This is a genomic window from Sinorhizobium terangae, assembly GCF_009601505.1.
Lineage (GTDB): Bacteria > Pseudomonadota > Alphaproteobacteria > Rhizobiales > Rhizobiaceae > Sinorhizobium > Sinorhizobium terangae.
The window spans coordinates 66,032-85,613 of the sequence record NZ_WITC01000070.1 but is presented as its reverse complement, the minus strand read 5'-3'; the positions used below and the strand labels follow the sequence as shown (position 1 = coordinate 85,613).

16 protein-coding genes and 1 pseudogene are annotated in these 19,582 nt (G+C 62.3%); 13 read left to right on the top strand and 4 right to left on the bottom strand.

Annotation, left to right across the window (positions count from 1 at the left end):
* The first annotated feature begins 341 nt into the window (after window positions 1-341).
* Window positions 342-1,040, top strand: a complete 699-nt coding sequence (gene dnaQ / locus GHK62_RS18535) for a DNA polymerase III subunit epsilon (RefSeq protein WP_153440601.1) — start codon at window positions 342-344, stop codon at window positions 1,038-1,040.
* Window positions 1,041-1,153: 113 nt separating this feature from the next.
* On the opposite strand, the gene secB is transcribed toward dnaQ, so the two are convergent.
* Together secB and GHK62_RS18525 are read right to left on the bottom strand one after the other, a co-directional pair.
* On the bottom strand, window positions 1,154-1,657 hold the full coding sequence (gene secB / locus GHK62_RS18530) for a protein-export chaperone SecB (protein WP_153440600.1): 504 nt from the start codon (window positions 1,655-1,657) through the stop codon (window positions 1,154-1,156).
* A gap of 205 nt (window positions 1,658-1,862) precedes the next feature.
* Window positions 1,863-2,369: an FxsA family protein gene (locus GHK62_RS18525; protein ID WP_153440599.1), complete on the bottom strand. Its 507-nt coding sequence runs from the start codon at window positions 2,367-2,369 to the stop codon at window positions 1,863-1,865.
* Between the two features lie 134 nt (window positions 2,370-2,503).
* Between GHK62_RS18525 and GHK62_RS18520 the strand changes: the two genes are divergently transcribed.
* The 5 genes from GHK62_RS18520 to gyrB all read left to right on the top strand — a co-directional run bounded on the left by GHK62_RS18520 (window position 2,504) and on the right by gyrB (window position 7,821).
* Window positions 2,504-3,208 (top strand): Tim44/TimA family putative adaptor protein, encoded by a 705-nt coding sequence (locus GHK62_RS18520; RefSeq protein ID WP_153440598.1) that lies wholly within the window; start codon window positions 2,504-2,506, stop codon window positions 3,206-3,208.
* A gap of 7 nt (window positions 3,209-3,215) precedes the next feature.
* Window positions 3,216-4,322 carry a murein transglycosylase A gene (gene mltA / locus GHK62_RS18515; protein WP_153440597.1) on the top strand — a complete coding sequence of 369 codons (1,107 nt, stop codon included), beginning with the start codon at window positions 3,216-3,218 and terminating at the stop codon, window positions 4,320-4,322.
* On the top strand, window positions 4,315-4,878 hold the full coding sequence (locus GHK62_RS18510) for a Smr/MutS family protein (RefSeq protein ID WP_153440596.1): 564 nt from the start codon (window positions 4,315-4,317) through the stop codon (window positions 4,876-4,878). Before mltA ends, GHK62_RS18510 begins: the two co-directional genes overlap by 8 nt.
* Window positions 4,875-5,252, top strand: coding sequence for a helix-turn-helix domain-containing protein (locus GHK62_RS18505; protein WP_153440595.1), 378 nt, complete (start codon window positions 4,875-4,877; stop codon window positions 5,250-5,252). Before GHK62_RS18510 ends, GHK62_RS18505 begins: the two co-directional genes overlap by 4 nt.
* 133 nt (window positions 5,253-5,385) lie before the next feature.
* Window positions 5,386-7,821 carry a DNA topoisomerase (ATP-hydrolyzing) subunit B gene (gyrB, locus tag GHK62_RS18500; RefSeq protein WP_153440594.1) on the top strand — a complete coding sequence of 812 codons (2,436 nt, stop codon included), beginning with the start codon at window positions 5,386-5,388 and terminating at the stop codon, window positions 7,819-7,821.
* Between the two features lie 58 nt (window positions 7,822-7,879).
* Here gyrB and GHK62_RS18495 read toward each other — a convergent pair whose 3' ends face one another.
* A complete protein-coding gene (locus GHK62_RS18495; protein ID WP_184108624.1) occupies window positions 7,880-8,476 on the bottom strand; it encodes a nitroreductase family protein in 597 nt (198 codons plus the stop codon).
* Window positions 8,477-8,708: 232 nt separating this feature from the next.
* Between GHK62_RS18495 and GHK62_RS18485 the strand changes: the two are divergent.
* The 3 genes and pseudogenes from GHK62_RS18485 to GHK62_RS18475 all read left to right on the top strand — a co-directional run bounded on the left by GHK62_RS18485 (window position 8,709) and on the right by GHK62_RS18475 (window position 12,673).
* Window positions 8,709-10,116: pseudogene (locus GHK62_RS18485) on the top strand (pyridoxal phosphate-dependent decarboxylase family protein).
* Window positions 10,117-10,149: 33 nt separating this feature from the next.
* Entirely contained in the window at window positions 10,150-11,604 is a 1,455-nt protein-coding gene (gabD, locus tag GHK62_RS18480) for an NADP-dependent succinate-semialdehyde dehydrogenase (protein ID WP_153440592.1), read from the top strand.
* Between the two features lie 268 nt (window positions 11,605-11,872).
* A complete protein-coding gene (locus GHK62_RS18475) occupies window positions 11,873-12,673 on the top strand; it encodes an aldolase/citrate lyase family protein (protein ID WP_153440591.1) in 801 nt (266 codons plus the stop codon).
* Window positions 12,674-12,702: 29 nt separating this feature from the next.
* On the opposite strand, the gene GHK62_RS18470 is transcribed toward GHK62_RS18475, so the two are convergent.
* On the bottom strand, window positions 12,703-13,581 hold the full coding sequence (locus GHK62_RS18470; RefSeq protein ID WP_153440590.1) for a GntR family transcriptional regulator: 879 nt from the start codon (window positions 13,579-13,581) through the stop codon (window positions 12,703-12,705).
* A gap of 346 nt (window positions 13,582-13,927) precedes the next feature.
* Between GHK62_RS18470 and GHK62_RS18465 the strand changes: the two genes are divergently transcribed.
* The 4 genes from GHK62_RS18465 (at window position 13,928) to GHK62_RS18450 (ending at window position 19,573) form a co-directional block, all read left to right on the top strand.
* A complete protein-coding gene (locus tag GHK62_RS18465; protein WP_153440589.1) occupies window positions 13,928-15,433 on the top strand; it encodes a UxaA family hydrolase in 1,506 nt (501 codons plus the stop codon).
* A gap of 168 nt (window positions 15,434-15,601) precedes the next feature.
* Entirely contained in the window at window positions 15,602-16,621 is a 1,020-nt protein-coding gene (locus GHK62_RS18460; protein WP_153440588.1) for an aldo/keto reductase, read from the top strand.
* Between the two features lie 262 nt (window positions 16,622-16,883).
* Window positions 16,884-17,873, top strand: coding sequence for an ABC transporter substrate-binding protein (locus GHK62_RS18455; RefSeq protein ID WP_153440587.1), 990 nt, complete (start codon window positions 16,884-16,886; stop codon window positions 17,871-17,873).
* A gap of 152 nt (window positions 17,874-18,025) precedes the next feature.
* Window positions 18,026-19,573, top strand: coding sequence for a sugar ABC transporter ATP-binding protein (locus GHK62_RS18450; protein ID WP_153440586.1), 1,548 nt, complete (start codon window positions 18,026-18,028; stop codon window positions 19,571-19,573).
* Window positions 19,574-19,582: the final 9 nt, after the last annotated feature.

Genomic DNA, 19,582 nt, shown 5'->3' with positions numbered 1-19,582 from the left:
AGCAATTCAAAGTGCTACAGCGACCTTTGCGCGTCCGATTGGACGCGCGGCGCTGTAGTGGATAGCAAACCGTCACCCATGTCCCCGAACACATGTTACCCATGTCTCCAGTACGCATAGGCGGGGAGAGGGGGACAGATGGGTGATGGCTTGTCCCTTCGCTCGGGGGAGCGGGGAGAAGGCGCCTCCAGGCGGATGAGGGGGCAATCGCCAATTCAATGCACCTTCCGATCCGGTGCAAACCCCTGCGCCACCGCTTCAACTGCAGAAGAAATGCCGTTAAGAATGGACATCAGCTTCGGATCGATTCGCTCCGAAACGTCGTCCCAAGGGAACGCCGCATGCGTGAAATCATCTTCGATACGGAAACAACCGGCCTCGACAGCCGCGACGACCGCGTAATCGAAATCGGCGGCGTCGAGCTCGAGAACCAGTTTCCGACGGGACGCACGCTGCATCTCTACATCAATCCGGGCGACCGCAAGGTTCATCCGGATGCCTTGGCCGTTCACGGCATCACCGACGAGTTCCTGAGGGACAAGCCGAGCTTTGCCGATGTCGCCGACCAGATCCTGGATTTCTTCGGCGGCGCCCGCTGGGTGGCGCACAACGCCACCTTCGACATCAGTTTCATCAATGCGGAATTTGCCCGGTTGGGCCTTCCAGCGGTGGCCGGCGAACTGGTCACGGACACGCTGGCGCTCGCCAGGCGCAAACATCCGATGGGGCCGAATTCGCTCGATGCCCTCTGCCGCCGGTATGGCATCGACAATTCCCATCGCGCAAAACACGGCGCGCTGCTCGACTCGGAGCTGCTCGCGGAAGTCTACATCGAGATGATCGGCGGCCGGCAGGCGGCGCTGGGGCTTGTGACCAGCGTGGCCGGTGGCCGGGCGATCGAAGCCGAGGACGGGCCGATCATCGTGCTTGAGCGACCGAGAGCCTTGCCCGCCCGGCTGACGGAGGTCGAGATCGCGGCACATGCGGCCCTTGTTGCCAAGATGGGCACAAAGGCAATCTGGTCGAAATACCAGTGCTGAAATGAAAAGCCCGGCGAAAACCGGGCCTTTTCCTCAAGAGGCAAAGCAATTCCAGGAAAAGTGTGTTGCGGTTTTCCGTCCGGAATTGCGTCGTCCAAAAGTTCGATGGCCGATCAGTTGGCCGTATCGTTGCTGTTGGCGACCTGGGCGCGGACCTTTTCTTCAGCCATGCGCTGCGCGAACATCTGAGCGAAGTCGATCGGGTCGATCATCAGCGGCGGGAAGCCGCCGTTGCGGGTCGCGTCGGCGACGATCTGGCGCGCAAACGGGAAGAGCAGCCGCGGGCACTCGATGAAGAGCAGCGGCAGCATGTGTTCCTGCGGGAAACCCGAAACGCGGAACACGCCGCCATAGGCCAGTTCGACGTTGAACAGGACCTTGTCGCCGTCCTTCGCCTCCGCGTTCAAGGACAGAACGACGTCGAAATCGTTCTCGGCGAGCGGATTGGCGTTGACGTTGACATTGATGTTGATCGACGGCGCACGCTCGCGAGCCTGCAGAGAACGCGGCGCACCGGGATTCTCGAAGGAAAGATCCTTGACATACTGGGCCAGGATGTTGAGCGCGGGGCTTTGCTGCGCGCCGCCGTTGCCATTTGTTGCGGTATCAGTCGTCATAAGAGTTTCCTCGGACTTCAAATCAGTGAGGCCATCTATCATTTCGGACTCGGGCTTACAACCCTTGCCAACCGGGCCTCTTTGGGGAGCTGGGCAAGCGATTTTCGCGCTTTCCCGTAGCCGACCGCAGACAGAATAGACCTGATGCCGCGTCGACTGGCTAAAAAGCGCGAGGCGCTTTCCCGCTTGCCATCGTTTTCGATTTCTACCGGGAGATCCGGTTCGGCGGCGAGGACCCGTCGTCATCCTTCTTCTCGCGGGAGAATTCGTCCTCGTTCAGGTCGATGACGCGGGGACCCGTGCGTTCTTCGCGTCCGCCGGGACCCCAGCGGTAGAAACCAGTTCCTGCCGTCACTATAGTCATTCTTGTCTGCAGGAATGTGGCGACGGCACGCCTTATCGGTGGCAGGAACAAGACGAGGCCGATGATGTCGCTGAAGAAGCCCGGCACGATCAGGAGGATTGCTGCGACGAAGACCAGCGCGCCTTCGAGAACCTCGCGGCCCGGGTCACGTCCCGCCCGAGCGGATTCCTGCACGCGGCGAAACACCTCGAATCCCTGGACGCGCAGCAGCGCAATACCGACCGCACCGCTCAGGAACACGAGGAGCAGCGTCATCAGGAGTCCGGCTTCGCGACCAACGATGACGAAGCCGGCAATTTCCGCGAGCGGCAGCCCGAGGATGACGAGCGGAATGATCAGGGAACGCATCGACGGCACTCGCCAGAAGTTTCGTGCAATTGGTTGGCCTCCGGTTTAAGGGTGCGACATCGCCATTTGAATGGGTTATCCTTGCGGACTATATGGGATAGTAAGAGAAAATCTAACAGCGGTTCCGGGTGGAAATGGGCTCTTTCGACTTCATCACGTTTTTTTTCCTGATCGCCGCCGTGGTCATCTTTCTGCAGTTGCGCAGTGTTCTGGGGCGCCGTACCGGCAATGAACGACCGCCTTTCGATCCCTATTCGCCGCGTGAGATGAGCAAGGGCCCGGAGAGCGCCGACAATGGCAAGGTCGTGCAACTCCCGCGCCGCGAAAGCACCGTCGAAGACGAGTCTCGTTACGCAGCCATCGATGCCGTTGCCAAGGCCGGCACGCCTTTGAACGGCCAACTCAGGGCCTTGAGCGACGCCGACCGCAGCTTCAATCCGGAGGATTTCGTCAGCGGCGCCAAGATGGCCTACGAGATGATCGTGATGGCCTTCGCCGACGGCGACCGCAAGACGCTGAAGGGACTGCTGTCGCGCGAAGTCTATGAGGGCTTCGATTCCGCCATTTCCGACCGGGAGGGGAAGGGCGAGGTCGTCAAGTCGACCTTCGTCGGCATCGAGAAGGCCGACATCACCCACGCGGAGATCAAGGACAACGAGGAAAACATCACCGTCCGGATCATCAGCCAGCTCATCTCGGCTACCTATGACAAGCAGGGCAAACTGATCGACGGCGACGCCGACTCTGTTGCCGAAGTCAACGACCTCTGGACCTTCTCGCGTGATATCCGGTCGCGCGATCCGAACTGGAAACTGATCGCTACGGAATCGGAAAACTGAGGCGAGCATGGCCTTTCATTTGGAGCCGGTCGCCTTTTCCGAACTGCCCGGCTGGCAGGCGGATGATCCGACAGCCGTTATTGCCGCCCTTCTCCGCTGCCATCACCACGTCACCACGGCGAAACCCTACAAGACAGGATCGCTCGGCATTTCCGTGGCCGATCTCTTGCCCGCTTTCGAGGCCGCCCGCTCGCACGTTTCCGACGCGGCAGCGGCGCGCTCCTTTTTCGAAGAGCAGTTTCTTCCGTTCAGGATTCGGACCGGCGAGGGCGGTAGGGGGTTCGTTACCGCTTTTTATGAGCCGGAGATCGAGGTTCGTGCCGAACCGGACGAGATTTTTCGCTTCCCCTTCTACCGTCGGCCGGCCGATCTGATCGACATCGACGATGCGAGCCGGCCACAAGGCATGGATCCGTATTTCGCCTTCGGGCGCCTTCGTGGTGATGAGATCGAGGAATATCCGGACCGGGAGGCGATCGAGCGGGGCTTCCTCGCGGGACGCGGGCTTGAGATTGCCTATGCCCGGTCGAAGGTCGACGTCTTTTTCGTTCATGTCCAGGGTGCGGCCGGGCTCCTCTATCCGGACGGATCGAGGCGGCGCATCACCTATGCGGCAAAGACCGGGCACCGCTTTTCCGCAATCGGTAAGCTGCTGATCGATCGCGGCGAGATCGATGCAGCGACCGTGTCGATGGCGAGCATCCGCGCCTGGCTTGCAGCGCATCCCGAAAAGGTGGACGAGATCCTGTGGCATAATCGGTCTTTCATCTTTTTCCGCGAGGCCTCGGTAGACGATGACGGCCTGGGGCCGGTTGCTGCGGCCAAGGTACCACTGGAGCCCGGGCGATCGCTCGCCGTCGATCGGCTGATCCATACCTTCGGCGTCCCCTTCTATGTTGCGAGCGACACCCTTACCCATCTCGACGGCGGACGGCCGTTTGCGCGCCTGATGCTGGCGCTCGACACTGGTTCGGCAATCGTCGGTCCCGCGCGCGGAGACATCTTCACCGGTTCCGGTGACGACGCGGGCAATCTGGCGGGATCCGTCCGCAATGCCGCGGACTTCTACATCTTCGTCCCTCGGGCGGCCGCGTCCAGATACCACCATGGCTAGCGAAAAGAAGCTTTCGCCGGAGGATCGCATTCTTTGGGGGAAGGTCGCACGCTCGACCCGGCCAATACCTGGCCGTATCGAAAGTCTCGCGGACCTGCTTGGCGAGAGCGAAGAGGTTGCGCCCGCAGCGCCGGATTCGCCGAAGGTCGCGGCAACACCGCAAGAAAAGGCTGAGCCGGGCTTCACGCTCAGCAAAGGCAAGGCCGAGCGACGTCACCATCCGCTTGAAAGGCCGGTGAAGCGCAAGCTCGCGAAAGGCCGCGTGGCGCTCGAAGCGCGGATCGACCTGCACGGCATGATCCAGAGCGAAGCCCATGGCCTGCTCCTGCAGTTTCTCCTGAAGGCGCACGAGCGCGGCCTTCGTCACGTCCTGGTCATCACCGGCAAGGGCACGTCGCTCGGAAGCGATGGGGCGTTGAAACGGGCGGTGCCGCTCTGGTTTTCGCTCCCGGAGTTTCGTCCGCTGATCTCGTCCTATGAGCCGGCGGCGCGCAACCACGGTGGCGAGGGCGCGCTCTATGTCCGCCTGGCGCGCGCCAAGGGAAGTGCGTCATGACGCCGTTCGGCGAAGCGATGCGCGAGCTGCGGCGCAGAAAGGGTGTGTCACAAAAGCAGATGGCGGCGGCGATCGGTGTTTCGGCCGCCTACCTGTCGGCGCTGGAGCATGGCAAGCGCGGGCAGCCGAGCTTCGATTTTTTGCAGCGCGTCGCCGGCTATTTCAATGTGATCTGGGACGAGGCGGACGAGCTCTTCCGGATCGCCGATATTTCCGACCCGAAGGTGGTGCTCGATACGTCCGGCCTGCCGCCCGGTCACACCGCATTTGCCAACCGGCTGAGAGGGCAGATACGCGGTTTGTCGGAGGAGACGATCCGGGCTTTGGAAGATATTTTGGAAAAAGCCACAATTCCTGATAATGACAGGGGATGAAAGCCTGTTCCCGACCGCCGAGCGCGGTCCGGGATTTGGAAGCCGTGGACAAATTTCCTATAGTCCGTAAGGCCTCCGCGCTGTGATTCGCACCGAATCACGACGTCCGCAACCTGGAAAGACCTGAAGCCGAATGACCGATTTTCCTGAGACCGAAGCCGGCGCCATCGCCGAATATGGTGCCGATTCCATCAAGGTGTTGAAAGGGCTCGATGCCGTCCGCAAGCGGCCGGGCATGTATATCGGCGACACCGACGATGGTTCCGGTCTGCACCACATGGTCTATGAGGTCGTCGACAATGCGATCGACGAGGCGCTGGCCGGCCATGCGGATATCGTCACGGTAACCCTCAATCCCGATGGTTCGGTGACGGTGACCGACAACGGCCGCGGCATCCCGACCGACATTCACAAGGAGGAAGGCGTGTCCGCCGCCGAGGTCATCATGACCCAGCTTCACGCCGGCGGAAAGTTCGACCAGAATTCCTACAAGGTCTCGGGCGGCCTGCATGGCGTAGGCGTTTCGGTCGTCAACGCGCTCTCCACATCCTTGAAGCTCAAGATCCGCCGCAGCGGCAAGATCCACGAGATGAGCTTCACGCACGGAGTTGCCGACGGCCCGCTCCAAGTGACGGGTGACGCCGGCACCGATACCGGCACGGAGGTCACCTTCCTGCCCAGCGAGCAAACCTTCTCGAACGTCGAATTCGAATACACGACGCTCGAGCACCGCCTGCGCGAGCTCGCCTTCCTGAATTCCGGCGTCCGCATCGTGCTCACCGATAAGCGTCATTCGGACATCCGCCGCGACGAGATGATGTATGAAGGCGGGCTGGAGGCGTTCGTCGCCTATCTCGATCGCGCCAAGAAGCCGCTTGTGCACAGTCCCGTCTCGATCCGTGGCGAAAAGGACGGCATCACGGTTGAAGTGGCGATGTGGTGGAACGACAGCTACCACGAAAACGTGCTTTGCTTCACCAACAACATTCCGCAGCGTGACGGCGGCACCCATATGGCCGGCTTCCGCGGCGCGCTGACGCGCCAGGTGACCTCCTATGCGGAATCGTCCGGGATAACCAAGAAGGAAAAGGTTACGCTCCAGGGCGAGGATTGCCGCGAGGGACTGACCGCCGTCCTGTCCGTCAAGGTGCCCGATCCGAAGTTTTCTTCGCAAACCAAGGACAAGCTCGTTTCGTCCGAAGTCCGGCCTGTGGTCGAGAGCCTGGTCAACGAAGCATTGAATTCCTGGTTTGAGGAGCATCCAAGCGAAGCCAAGGTCCTCGTCGGCAAGGTCGTCGAGGCGGCGGCGGCCCGCGAGGCGGCGCGCAAGGCACGCGAGCTTACCCGTCGTAAGGGAGCGCTCGACATTTCGTCGCTGCCCGGCAAGCTCGCCGACTGTTCCGAACGCGATCCGGCCAAGTCGGAACTGTTCCTGGTCGAGGGCGACTCGGCAGGCGGTTCGGCCAAGCAGGGCCGTTCACGGGAAAGCCAGGCAATCCTGCCGCTGCGCGGCAAGATCTTGAACGTCGAGCGTGCGCGCTTCGACAAGATGCTGTCGAGCCAGGAAATCGGCACGCTGATCACGGCGCTCGGCACCTCGATCGGCAAGGACGAATTCAATGCCGACAAGCTGCGCTATCACAAGATTATCATCATGACGGATGCTGACGTCGACGGCGCCCACATCCGCACGCTGCTGCTGACATTCTTTTTCCGGCAGATGCCGGAGCTGATCGAGCGCGGCCACCTCTATATCGCCCAGCCGCCGCTCTACAAGGTGACGCGCGGCAAGTCGACGCAATACCTGAAGGACGAGAAGGCGCTCGAGGATTACCTGATCAGCATGGGCCTCGAGGAAGCGTCGCTGGCGCTCGCGTCCGGCGAGGTGAGAGCCGGGCAGGACCTGCGTGAAGTCATCAATGATGCGCTGCGCCTGCGCTCGCTGATGGACGGGCTGCATTCCCGCTACAACCGGGCGATCGTCGAGCAGGCCGCCATCGCCGGCGCGCTCAACGTCGAACTGAATGGCCGGCGCGATGAATATCAGGACGTGGCGGCGGAAGTGGCGCGCCGCCTCGACGTCATCGCCGAGGAGACCGAGCGCGGCTGGACCGGAACGGTGACCGCGGAAGGCGGCCTGAAGCTAGAGCGCATGGTTCGCGGCGTCAAGGAAGTGTCGATACTCGACATGGCGCTGATCGGCTCCTCCGATGCCCGCCATATCGATCAGCTGACGGCAAAACTGAAGGAAGTCTATGCCGAGCCGCCGGTGCTGCGCCGCCGTGACGGCACCCAGGACATCAGCGGACCGCGCGCTCTGCTCGACGCGATCTTCGCGGCCGGCCGCAAGGGCCTCTCGATGCAGCGCTACAAGGGTCTCGGCGAGATGAACGCCGAGCAACTCTGGGAAACGACACTCGATCCGAACGTCCGTTCGCTGCTGCAGGTCAAGGTTTCCGATGCGACCGACGCGGACGGTCTGTTCTCGCGACTGATGGGCGACGAGGTGGAACCGCGGCGCGATTTCATCCAGGAAAACGCGCTGAGCGTCGCCAATCTCGACATCTGATGTGGTCGTCTGGCAGAAAATCGCCGGCGCCGAAAGGCGCCGGTTTTCTTTTGCCCGATCAGTCGGCCTTGAACCGGCCTTCGAAAACGAAATCGCCAAGCGGCTTGCGCTGGCTCGGCTTTTCCCGCTCGCGCAGATCCTCCGGCAGCGTCGACGGATCGGCAAGTTTGCCGATCGCGACCGCGGCTTCGACCCGATAGTGCTCCGGTACACCGAGTACGCGCATGGCCTTGTCCCGGTCGATCCCCGCCATCGCATGCGCGTAAAAACCGGCAAGGCGCGTCTGCAGCGCAAGCGCGAACCACGCGGCACCGGTATCGAAGGCATGGGTGTAGGCCGGTCGCATCTCGCCGGTCGACGTGAGCCTGTGGGTTTTCGATAGAATGATCACGATCGCCGAGGCTTTTTTCGCCCAGCGCTGGTTGCCTTCATCGAGAATCTCCAGGAGCGACGCAAAGTGTTCGGTGCCGCGGCGGGCATAGACGAAGCGCCAGGGCTGGTTGTTGCTCGCCGAAGGCGCCCAGCGCGCGGCCTCGAAAAGGGCGAGCAGATCCTTTTCGCTGATTTCGTCGCCGGTAAAGGCGCGCGGCGACCAGCGCTCCAGGAAGATCGAGTGGATCGGGTGGTCGGCTCTTCTATGGTTGATTTCTGTCACGAACGAACATCCTTATTTGCGCGTGAATCCTCTTGGGAGGTCCTACTGCATGATTCCTTAAATCGGAATCGATTTAAGGACAAAATCATGCAGCAAATCAAAGTGCTACAGCGACCTTTGCGCGTCCGATTTGACGCGCGGCGCTGTAGCGTCTCGGCCAGGAGAGCGGATTCGGCGACGCTACAAAAGTTCCAGCATCGATGGAACCGCAACATGAGTATGGGAGGGAGCGATGGACGAAGCAACGTTCAGGCATTGGTCGGCCAAGGCCGCGGATTGGGGTGTGGATTACCGGCAGTCACTTCGGGACCGGCCCGTCCGGGCGCAGACGGCTGCCGGTGAGATAGCGGGCCAAATCGCTCTATCTCCTCCGGAAGCCGGTGAAGCGATGGAGCGGATCTTCGAGGATTTCCAGACAATCATCATGCCGGGCAATGACCCATTGGCAGCACCCCCGTTTCTTTGCCTATTTCCCTGCCAACGCCGCGCCCGTCTCCGTCATCGCCGAATATCTGGTCACCGCCGTTGCGGCGCAATGCATGCTCTGGCAGACCTCGCCGGCGGCGACCGAACTGGAGACGAAGATGCTCGACTGGCTGCGGCAGGCGATCGGCCTGCCGGCGGACTTTTCCGGCGTCATCCAGGATTCCGCGTCCTCCGCCACGCTCGCGGCGGTGCTGGTGATGCGCGAAAAGGCGCTCGACTGGAACGGCAATCGCGCAGGATTGGCCGGCAATCCCCGTGTCCGCATCTATTCCTCCAACCAGGTCCATACCTCGATTGACCGCGCGATCTGGGTGAGCGGCATAGGGGAAGAGAATCTTGTCCGGATACCGACCATCGGCGAGCGTCGAGCGATGGACTGCACCGCTCTTGCCAGTGCAATCAAGGCGGATCGCAAGGCGGGCCATCTCCCGGCAGGCATTGTCGCCTGCACCGGAGGCACCAGCACTGGCGCCTGTGATGACATTGCCGAAGTCGTCCGCGTCGCCCGCGAGCATGGGCTATACGTCCATGTCGACGCCGCCTGGGCAGGTGCTGCCATGATCTGCGAGGAATTCCGTGAGCTCTGGCGGGGCGTCGAGGGCGCCGACTCAGTCGTCTTCAATCCGCACAAATGGCTCGGCGCCCAGTTCGACTGTTCTGCCCATTTCGTTCGCAACCCCGACGATCTCGTCCGCACGCTGGCAATCCAGCCGGAATATCTGAAGACGCACGGGCAGGACGGGATCATCAATTACTCCGAATGGTCCGTGCCGCTCGGGCGGCGCTTTCGGGCTCTCAAGCTGTGGTTCCTGCTGCGCTTCCACGGCCTTTCGGGCTTGAGGGAGATGATCCGCAATCATGTCCGCTGGTCGCGCGAACTTGCCGAGCGGCTGCGGAACGAACCGGGCTTCGAAATCGTTACTGAACCGGTTCTGTCTCTCTTTTCGTTTCGACATGCCGGCGGCTCCGATGCCGACGCCCATAACCTCGCTCTGGTGAAGGCGATCAACGACGACGGCCGCATCTACCTGACGCAGACACGTGTCGACCGACGCATCGCCATCCGGTTCCAGGCGGGGCAATTCAGCATGGCCGAGGAGGACGCAGAAACGGCGTTCAGGACCATTGTCGAGCTCGCGAAAAAAGTTGTATAAGTTCTGTAGATTTTATCCGAGGAAGGACGCGCCATGAATTTGAAGGATCCGTCGCTGTTTCGCCAGGCCGCTCTCGTGGGCGAAAACTGGATCGAAGCCGACCCGAAAAACGCGATCGAGGTGAACAACCCGGCGACGGGCGAGATCATCGGCCGGGTGCCGAAGCTCGGTGCCGCCGAGACACGGGCCGCGATCGAGACCGCGGCGCGGGTGCAGAAGGAATGGGCGGCGAAGACCGCCAAGGAGCGCGCGGGCGTTCTGCGCCGCTGGTTCGAACTGATGATCGAGAACAAGGACGACCTCGGCCAGATCCTGACCATCGAGCAAGGCAAGCCGCTCGCGGAAGCAACCGGCGAAATCGTCTATGGTGCAAGCTTCATCGAGTGGTTCGCGGAAGAGGCGCGCCGCGTCTATGGCGACCTCGTGCCCGGACACCAGAAGGACAAGCGCATCCTGGTAATGAAGCAGCCGGTCGGCGTCGTCGCCGCGATCACGCCCTGGAACTTCCCGAACGCGATGATCACCCGCAAGGCCGGTCCCGCCTTTGCCGCCGGTTGCGCCATGGTGCTGAAGCCAGCCGGGCAGACGCCGTTCTCGGCGATTGCCATCGCGGTGCTTGCGGAACGCGCCGGCATGCCGAAGGGCCTCTTCTCCGTCATCACCGGCTCGGCCCGCGAGATCGGCGCCGAGATGACCTCGAACCCGACCGTGCGCAAGCTGACCTTCACCGGATCGACGGAAGTCGGCGCCGAGCTCTATCGCCAGAGCGCGACCACGATCAAGAAGCTCGGCCTTGAGCTTGGCGGCAACGCGCCCTTCATCGTTTTCGATGACGCCGATCTTGATGCCGCCGTCGAGGGGGCGTTGATTGCCAAGTTCCGCAACAACGGCCAGACCTGTGTCTGCGCCAACCGCATCTATGTCCAGGATGGCGTCTACGAGGCCTTCTCCGAGAAGCTTGCCGTCGCAGTCGCCAAGCTGAAGACCGGCAACGGCATGGAGGAAGGCGTCATTCTCGGCCCGCTGATCGACCAGCCGGCGCTCGCCAAGGTCGAGGAGCATGTCGCCGATGCACTTGCCAAGGGCGCCCGCGTCGTCCACGGCGGCCGACGCCACGCGCTCGGCGGCACGTTCTACGAGGCGACGGTGCTCGCCGATGTCACGCAGTCCATGTCGGTCGCACGCGAAGAGACTTTTGGGCCGGTGGCGCCGCTCTTCCGCTTCAAGGACGAAGCCGATGTGATCGCCCAGGCCAACGATACCGAGTTCGGTCTCGCCTCCTATTTCTACGCCAAGGACCTCGCCCGGGTCTTCCGGGTCGCGGAAGCACTCGAATACGGCATGGTCGGCGTCAATACCGGCCTGATCTCCACGGCGGAGGCCCCCTTCGGCGGCGTCAAGCTTTCCGGCCTCGGCCGCGAGGGCTCGAAATATGGCATCGAGGAGTTCATGGAGATCAAATACGTCTGCCTCGGCGGCATCGCCTGAGGTGACGGCGATCTCACTTGTCAATCGAACCGGCCGGAAAGTTCTGGCCGGTTTTTTCTTTTGCGGGTAATAACTTACCGACTCGACATTAATGAGAGGAATGCGAACTGCCCCTCACCCCGGCCCTCTCCCCGCGCGCGGGGAGAGGGGTCTTGAGGCGAAGGCGCTGCCGCTTGTCCCTTCTCCCCGCGTGCGGGGAGAAGGTGGGAGCAGCCGTATGAGGGGCAGATTGCGGCGAACAGATCCGGAAGTGAGAGGAGAGCGATTGATGCCCGCCCCGAAAAACCCCTTTAAAGCGGCGATCCGCGAAAACCGGTTCCAGCTTGGCCTGTGGGTGGCGCTGGCGAGCCCCTACGCCGCCGAAGTCGTGGCCGACAGCGGTTACGACTGGCTTTTGATCGACGGTGAGCACGCGCCGAACGATCTGCCGCTTCTTTCGGCGCAGTTCCGCGCGATCTCCGGGCGCGGCAGCCATCCGATCGTTCGTCTCCCTGTCGGCGATACGGCGCTTATCAAACAGACGCTCGACACCGGCGTTCAGACGCTGCTTATCCCGATGGTCGATAGCGTCGAAGAGGCGCAGCAATTGGTGCGCGCCGTTCGCTACCCGCCGCACGGTGTCCGCGGCGTCGGCGCCACGCTTGGCCGCGCCTCGAATTTCGGGCGGATCGGCGACTATCTCACGACCGCCAACGACGAGATTTGCCTCCTCTTGCAGATCGAGAGCCGGAAGGGATTGGATGCGATCGATGACATCGCTGCGCTCGATGGCGTCGACGGCCTGTTCATAGGCCCGTCGGACCTGGCCGCCGACATGGGCCACCTCGGCAAGCCGGGCCATCCGGAGGTGCGTGCGGTGATCGTCGATGCCTTTGCGCGCATCGGCCGTGCCGGGAAGGCGCGCGGGATCATGACTCTCGACCTCGCCCAGGCGCGCGACTATCGCGATCTCGGCGCCGATTTCATGGCCATCGGCACCGATGTCACGCTCCTCGTCAGCGCGACGCAACGCTTGCGGCAGGAATTTACAGGTGAGAAGCAGACCTCAAGGCCGGAATCCGGCTACTGAGCGGTCTAATCGGGAGAGTTCATAGCCGGCTACGGAATCGACTGCAGCAAGGTCTCCCGCGCCGATTTCAGATGCCGCCGGCAAGCCTGGTCCACCTGCTTTGGATCGCGCGACCGGAGTGCGGCGATATAGGCGAGATGCTCTTCAAGCGCGCGCGCATTGCGTTCCCGGGAGTTGGCCTTGTTCCACTGATAGTGATAGTGGAAGACGATCGCGATGATGTCGTAGAAATCGATGATGAAGCGGTTGCTTGACGATTTATGCACCAGCAGGTGGAAGCGCTCGTCAAGCTCGGAAAATTCCTTGTAGCGGTTGTCGATGTCGGCAAGGATCTCGCGGTGCACGGCCTCGATCTTTTTCAGCTCGTCCCAGGCGGGATGGTCCTTCGGCAGGCCGACGAAACTCGCCGCGGAGCGGAGCTCGAACATTTCGCGCACTTCCGTCAGCTCAAGCGCGAATTCTCGGGTAAAACCTTTCAGCACCCAATGGCTGTTCGGTCGCTTCTCGATCAGGCCGAAGCGGCTGAAGCGGATCAGGAATTCGCGTACGCTCGTCGTGCCGGTACCGATCTCGCGCGCGAGTTCAAGCTCGTTGATCTGCATGCCGGGCTCGGCACCGCCGGCCAGAATCCGGCGCATGAAACTGCGCTCGATGATTTCTGCAAGTGAGCTGGTCTCTTCCGTCGGAAAATAATCCGATGGTTCGGGGCGGCGCAGCACGATTTTCCGGCGCTTGTCCCAGATGATCAGCTTGAGCTCCTCGCAGCGGGTGAGAATGGCGCGAACGGTCGTGCGGCTCACCCCGAGCACCTGTCCGAGTTCGGGCTCGGACGGCAGCGTGGAGGTCTCCGCCAAGAGCTTCAGGCAGCGATTGAAGGCATCCTTGAAAACGGTGTTCTGCTTCGCCATGGAAGGTCCGGCTGGTCCTCTGTTGCTGCGGGCGTCGGCCCGGAATTCGTTGCTGCTCCATCGCGCAGTGCCTATTGCCAGGCAGGCGCTGTAGCACTTTGAATTTGCCCTGTTATCCCTTCATCGGTAACCGTCCGAAGGAATCACGCTGTAGCGCGGCAGCGCTGATTTGTCTTGGCCGTCGCGGGGTATTTCGACACTGGTCGCTCCAATTTCCGCGCGCCCGCTTCGACCGTCGACGCCTTTTTCGATCATAATACCTGTTGACGTGTTTCTGTCTATTGTGGATAAAAGACAAATTGCTTGTGCGACCATTCGCACATGAAACGAAATCAGGAGTGCCGCTTTGTCCGCCCCGTCTTCAATCCTTCTCTCGCCGGAGGACAATGTCGCCGTAGCAACCTTTCCGATCGAGGCAGGGCAGCCGCTTCCGGGCGGCGCCACGGCCAAAGTACGGATCGAGCCCGGCCACAAGGTCGCGGTGCAGGCGATTGGAAGCGGAGAGCCGGTGATCAAATACGCCCAGGCGATCGGCCGCGCGACCAGCGACATCGGCGCCGGGGACCACGTGCATTCGCACAATCTCGCCTTCGACCAGGACCGTCTTGCGATCGGCGCCGCAGTTGCGCCCGAATCCGCGAGCGCCGCCGACAAGGCGCGGACCTTCCTTGGCTATCGCCGGGCCGACGGACGGGCGGCCACCCGCAACTATATCGGCATCGTCGCCAGCGTGAACTGTTCCACCACGGTCTGTCGCGCCATCGCCGACGAGGCCAACCGGCGAATTCTGCCACGATATGAGGGCATCGATGGCTTCGTACCGATCGTGCACGACCAGGGCTGCGGCATGTCGTCCACCGGCGATGGGATGAAGAACCTGCACCGGACGCTTGCCGGCTATGCCCGCCACGTCAATTTCGGCGGCGTGCTGATGGTCGGGCTCGGTTGCGAAGTCAACCAGTTGACGCTTTACGGCCAGAGCGGCTCCGGCGCGGAAAAACGCCACTTCAACATCCAAGAGGCGGGCGGGTCCCGCCGCTCGGTCGAGCGCGCGCTGGGCGTGCTCGATGAAATCGCCCAGGAAGTCGCAACGGCGCGGCGCGTGCCAATACCGGTCAGCGAGATCATCGTCGGTCTGCAATGCGGCGGCTCCGACGGGCTTTCGGGGGTCACGGCGAATCCCGCACTCGGTGCCGCGGTCGACATTCTCGCCGGTGCCGGCGGCACCGCGATCCTCTCGGAAACCTCGGAGATATACGGGGCCGAACATCTGTTGCGCAGCCGCGCGGTCAACGAAGACGTCGCGGCAAAGCTCGATGGCCTGATTTCCTGGTGGGAAAACTACGTTGCGCTGCACGGCGCCTCGCTCGACAACAATCCGTCGCCGGGCAACAAGCGCGGCGGCCTTACGACGATCCTCGAAAAGTCGCTCGGTGCAGTCGCGAAGGGCGGACGGTCACCGTTGACGGCTGTCTACAATTACGCCGAACGCGTAACCGAGCATGGGCTCGTGTTCATGGATACGCCGGGCTACGACCCGGTTTCGGCAACCGGCCAGGTCGCCGGTGGCGCCAACGTCATCGCGTTTACCACCGGGCGCGGCAGCTGCTTCGGCTGTCGCCCCGCGCCATCGATCAAGCTCACCAGCAACACGCCGCTTTATCGCGCCATGGAGGAAGACATGGACATCGATTGCGGTGTGATCGCTTCGGGAGAGGCGACCATCGCAGGGCTTGGCCGTGAAATCTTCGACCTGATCATCGATACCGCTTCCGGTCGCAAGACCAAGAGCGAACTGTTCGGGTACGGCGACAATGAATTCGTTCCCTGGCATCTGGGGGCTACGCTTTAGAGGGACAGACCCTCATCCGCCTGCCGGCACCTTCTTCCCGCATGCAGGGAGAAGGGACGATGCCGCAGCCGCTAAAGTCCCCTCTCCCCGCAAGCGGGGAGAGGGCCAAGGTGAGGGGCAAACCCCTCTGAGTTTAGAAACGCGCATCCTTGGAGGAGGAAACAAGGAATGCAGACCAGAAAGATCGGTCGGACCGACCTTGCGGTGACCGAGTACAGCTTCGGCGCGGCCGCGCTTGGCGGCCTCTATCGCGAATGCACGCGCGAAGCCGCAATGGGGACGCTGGATGCTGCCTGGGCCGCAGGCATCCGCTATTTCGACGTGGCGCCCTATTACGGGTTGGGACTGGCCGAGCGGCGCGTCGGCGATTTCCTGCAGGACAAGCCGCGCGACAGCTTCGTGCTCTCGACAAAGGTTGGCCGCCTGCTCCGCCCGGTGCCGGAAGGCGCGGTTCCCGACTATTCCTATGTCAAACCGCTGAATTTCGACGTCACCTTCGACTACAGCTATGACGCGATCATGCGGTCGGTCGAATTCAGCTACGCACGGCTCGGCCTCAATCGCATCGACATCCTTTATGTCCACGACATCGGCGTCTACACCCACGGTGCCGCGAAGAATGCCGTGCTCTTGCGGCAACTGATGGATTCCGGCCTGAAGGCGCTGGAGGAGCTGAAAACGGCCGGTGTCATTTCGGCCTACGGCCTCGGCATCAATGAAGTGCCGGTCTGCCTCGAGGTCATGCGGCGGGCCGATATCGACTGCATCCTCTTGGCCGGGCGCTACACGCTTCTCGACCGCTCGGCGGTCGCCGAGTTACTTCCCCTTTGCGAGAAGAAGGGGACATCGCTCGTCGTTGGCGGCGTGTTCAATTCCGGCATTCTCGCCACCGGCCCGGTGGAGGGAGCCCATTTCGACTACATGCCGGCGAGCGAAGACGTGCGGACGCGGGTTGCGGCGATGGAAAAGATCGCGCGCGACCGCGGGATGCCGCTTGCCGCTCCCGCGCTCCAGTTCCCGCTTGCCAACCGCCAGGTTGCCTCGGTCCTGCTCGGTACGGCGAAGCCTTCGAGCCTCGAGCGCAATATGGAACTCACCCGACGGAAGATCGCTACGGAAGACTTTGCTGCTTTCGAACCCTACACCCTCGTCGCGCCCGAACTCGGGCTCGAGGCGGTGAGGGCCTGATGTGTGACGCCGCGTTGGCTGGATGTCGGCGCGGCGGCCAAGAAGGGACAGCGGCACGCCGGTGGCCCGTCTAAGAATGCCTATGAAAACATGTTGTTGCGTCTGGGAGGAACGCAATGAATGGAACCCGGCGTTACGGCTTGCCATTTCAAATTCACTGCGCTAGCGTACAATCTGTTTTTTATAGATAAAAGATCGATCCGTAGGCACCTTGCGGATCGCATCCAATAACGGAACAGGTGTATTTGAGAGGAGAAACCCAATGAGCATCACAAAGCACATTCTATCCCGCCGTGCCTTTACGGCACTTGCCGGTGCCGCTTTCCTTGCAACGATGGCGCCCGTCGCGTCATTCGCGCAGGACGTCACGATCCCGATCATCGTCAAGGATACCACGTCCTTCTATTGGCAGATCGTTCTCGCGGGTGCGCGCGCGGCCGGTAAGGACCTCGGCGTGAATGTGCCGGAGCTTGGCGCCCAGTCTGAATCGGACATCAACGGCCAGATCAGCATTCTCGAAAATGCCGTTGCCGGCTCGCCGGCTGCAGTCGTGATCTCGCCGACGGAGTTCAAAGCCCTCGGCAAGCCGATCGACGAGGCCGCAAAAGCTGTTCCGATCATCGGCATCGACTCGGCCGCTGACTCAAAGGCCTTCACCTCGTTCCTGACGACCGACAACGTCCAGGGCGGTCGCATTGCCGCTGATGGCCTTGCTGCCGCAATCAAGGAGGCGACCGGTAAGGAGGAAGGCGAAATCGCCATCATCACCAGCCTGCCGGGCGTCGGCTCGCTCGACCAGCGCCGTGACGGCTTCCTTGACCAGATCAAGACCAAGTATCCGGGCTTCAAGGTCGTTGCCGACAAATATGCCGATGGTCAGGCGACCACCGGTCTCAACATGATGACTGACCTCATCACCGCCAACCCGAACCTCGTCGGCGTCTTCGCCTCCAACCTGATCATGGCGCAGGGCGTCGGCCAGGCGATTGCCGAAAACAAGCTCGGCGACAAGATCAAGGTGATCGGCTTCGACAGCGACGAAAAGACCGTCGGCTTCCTCAAGGAAGGCGTTTTGGCCGGGCTCGTCGTGCAGGACCCCTACCGCATGGGTTATGATGGCGTGAAGACGGCGCTTGCGGTCTCGAAGGGCGAGAAGGTCGAAGCGAATGTCGATACCGGCGCGAACCTCGTCACCAAGGCGAACATGGCCGAGCCGAAAATCGATGCGCTCCTGAACCCGAAGGTAAACTAGACCCGGGGCAGGCGACGGCGGGTTCGAGGGGCGCCGTCGCCGTCCGGGTTGGCGCATAACCCCGGGAAGCGATTTTCGGGGTTATGCGCGGATGGGCGTTGCTGCGGAGCGCGGACCTTGACGCGAAGGTGCTGCCTGAGGAGGGCATTCTCATGATTGGACTTCAAGAGGTCGGCCATAGACACGAGCTCAGAACGCCCGTCGGCCACCCCGTTCCCAAGGGTGAGCCGATCCTCGAGTTGCACAGTCTGCGGAAGAACTACGGCGCCGTGGAAGCGCTGAAGCCCGCGACCATGACATTCCTCTCGGGCGAGGTGCATGCAATCGTCGGCGAAAACGGCGCCGGCAAATCTACGCTGATCAAATTGCTGACGGGGGTGATCACCCGAACCGCGGGCGATATCCTCTGGTGCGGCGAGCCGGTTCAGCTCGCGACCCCCAACGAGGCGATTTCGCGCGGCATCAACGCCGTCCATCAGGAAGTCGTGCTCTGCCCGCATCTTTCCGTCGCGGCCAACATGTTCCTCGGTGATGAGATGAACAAGCGCGGCCTGATGCGCAAGCGCGCAATGACCGATGCGGCGCAAGGCGTGCTCGACGATCTCGGTTTCAACCTGCCCGCAAGCGCGGTGCTCGGAAGCCTGACGATCGGCCAGCAGCAGCTGGTCGCCACGGCGCGGGCGGCGATGCGCGGCACCCAGTTCCTGATCTTCGACGAGCCCACGGCCTATCTCACGCGCCAGGAATCCGAGCAACTGTTCCGCCTCATTCGCCGGCTGCAGGGCGAAGGCGTCACGATCGTCTATATCAGCCACCGCCTGGAGGAGGTGTTCGAGCTTGCCGACCGGGTCTCCGTCCTGCGCGACGGCACCCACGTCGGCACCCGCGCGATCGACGAGACGAACGAGGCCGAGCTGATCGCGCTGATGATCAATCGCACGATCGAACAGATCTATCACAAGGAGCACTTTACCGCCGGCGAGACGCTCGTTGAAACGCGCGGGCTGAGCGGTCCGGGCTTTGCCGACGTGTCGCTGACGGTCCGGGCCGGCGAGATCGTCGGCCTCTATGGCCTGATCGGCGCCGGCCGCAGCGAATTTGCACTCGGCCTTTACGGCCGCCATCGGCTGAGCGCCGGGGAGGTCTTCTGGCAGGGGAGCAAGGTCGAGATCGACAGCGAGCGAAAGGCGATGGAGCTCGGGATCGCGCTTGCGCCGGAGAGCCGCCGCGATCAGGGGCTCTGCCTCAACCTGCCGATCGGCCTTAACATCAACTTGCCGGTTTTCCGCAAGCTGACGCGCGGACTGACGATCAACCGTGCCGAGGAGGCGGCGAACGCCGACCGCCAGATCCGCGATCTGAAGATCAAGACGCCGTCGCGCCGGGTGCTTGCGTCCGCCATGTCCGGCGGCAACCAGCAGAAGATCGTCATCGGAAAGTGGCTGAGCCACGGGGCGAAACTGTTCATCTTCGATGAACCGACCGTCGGCGTCGATGTCGGCACCAAGGCCGAAATCTACCGGCTTTTCGCGCGGCTCCTGGAGAAGGGGGCGGGCATCATCCTGATTTCGTCCTACTTGCCGGAGGTCTACGAACTGTCGGACCGGCTGCACGTCTTCCGGCAGGGGCGGCTTGTGGGAAGCCACGGCTACCGCACGGCCAGCCATGAAGAGGTGCTGGCGCAGGCGATCGGCGCGTGACCGCAAGAA

What these genes read in the sequence shown, in the direction of transcription:
- dnaQ (WP_153440601.1), top strand. Translation starts at nt 342, where the DNA reads ATGCGTGAAATCATCTTCGATACGGAAACAACCGGCCTCGACAGCCGC.
- secB (WP_153440600.1), bottom strand. Translation starts at nt 1,657, where the DNA reads ATGACGACTGATACCGCAACAAATGGCAACGGCGGCGCGCAGCAAAGC.
- GHK62_RS18525 (WP_153440599.1), bottom strand. Translation starts at nt 2,369, where the DNA reads ATGCGTTCCCTGATCATTCCGCTCGTCATCCTCGGGCTGCCGCTCGCG.
- GHK62_RS18520 (WP_153440598.1), top strand. Translation starts at nt 2,504, where the DNA reads ATGGGCTCTTTCGACTTCATCACGTTTTTTTTCCTGATCGCCGCCGTG.
- mltA (WP_153440597.1), top strand. Translation starts at nt 3,216, where the DNA reads ATGGCCTTTCATTTGGAGCCGGTCGCCTTTTCCGAACTGCCCGGCTGG.
- GHK62_RS18510 (WP_153440596.1), top strand. Translation starts at nt 4,315, where the DNA reads ATGGCTAGCGAAAAGAAGCTTTCGCCGGAGGATCGCATTCTTTGGGGG.
- GHK62_RS18505 (WP_153440595.1), top strand. Translation starts at nt 4,875, where the DNA reads ATGACGCCGTTCGGCGAAGCGATGCGCGAGCTGCGGCGCAGAAAGGGT.
- gyrB (WP_153440594.1), top strand. Translation starts at nt 5,386, where the DNA reads ATGACCGATTTTCCTGAGACCGAAGCCGGCGCCATCGCCGAATATGGT.
- gabD (WP_153440592.1), top strand. Translation starts at nt 10,150, where the DNA reads ATGAATTTGAAGGATCCGTCGCTGTTTCGCCAGGCCGCTCTCGTGGGC.
- GHK62_RS18475 (WP_153440591.1), top strand. Translation starts at nt 11,873, where the DNA reads ATGCCCGCCCCGAAAAACCCCTTTAAAGCGGCGATCCGCGAAAACCGG.
- GHK62_RS18470 (WP_153440590.1), bottom strand. Translation starts at nt 13,581, where the DNA reads ATGGCGAAGCAGAACACCGTTTTCAAGGATGCCTTCAATCGCTGCCTG.
- GHK62_RS18460 (WP_153440588.1), top strand. Translation starts at nt 15,602, where the DNA reads ATGCAGACCAGAAAGATCGGTCGGACCGACCTTGCGGTGACCGAGTAC.
- GHK62_RS18455 (WP_153440587.1), top strand. Translation starts at nt 16,884, where the DNA reads ATGAGCATCACAAAGCACATTCTATCCCGCCGTGCCTTTACGGCACTT.
- GHK62_RS18450 (WP_153440586.1), top strand. Translation starts at nt 18,026, where the DNA reads ATGATTGGACTTCAAGAGGTCGGCCATAGACACGAGCTCAGAACGCCC.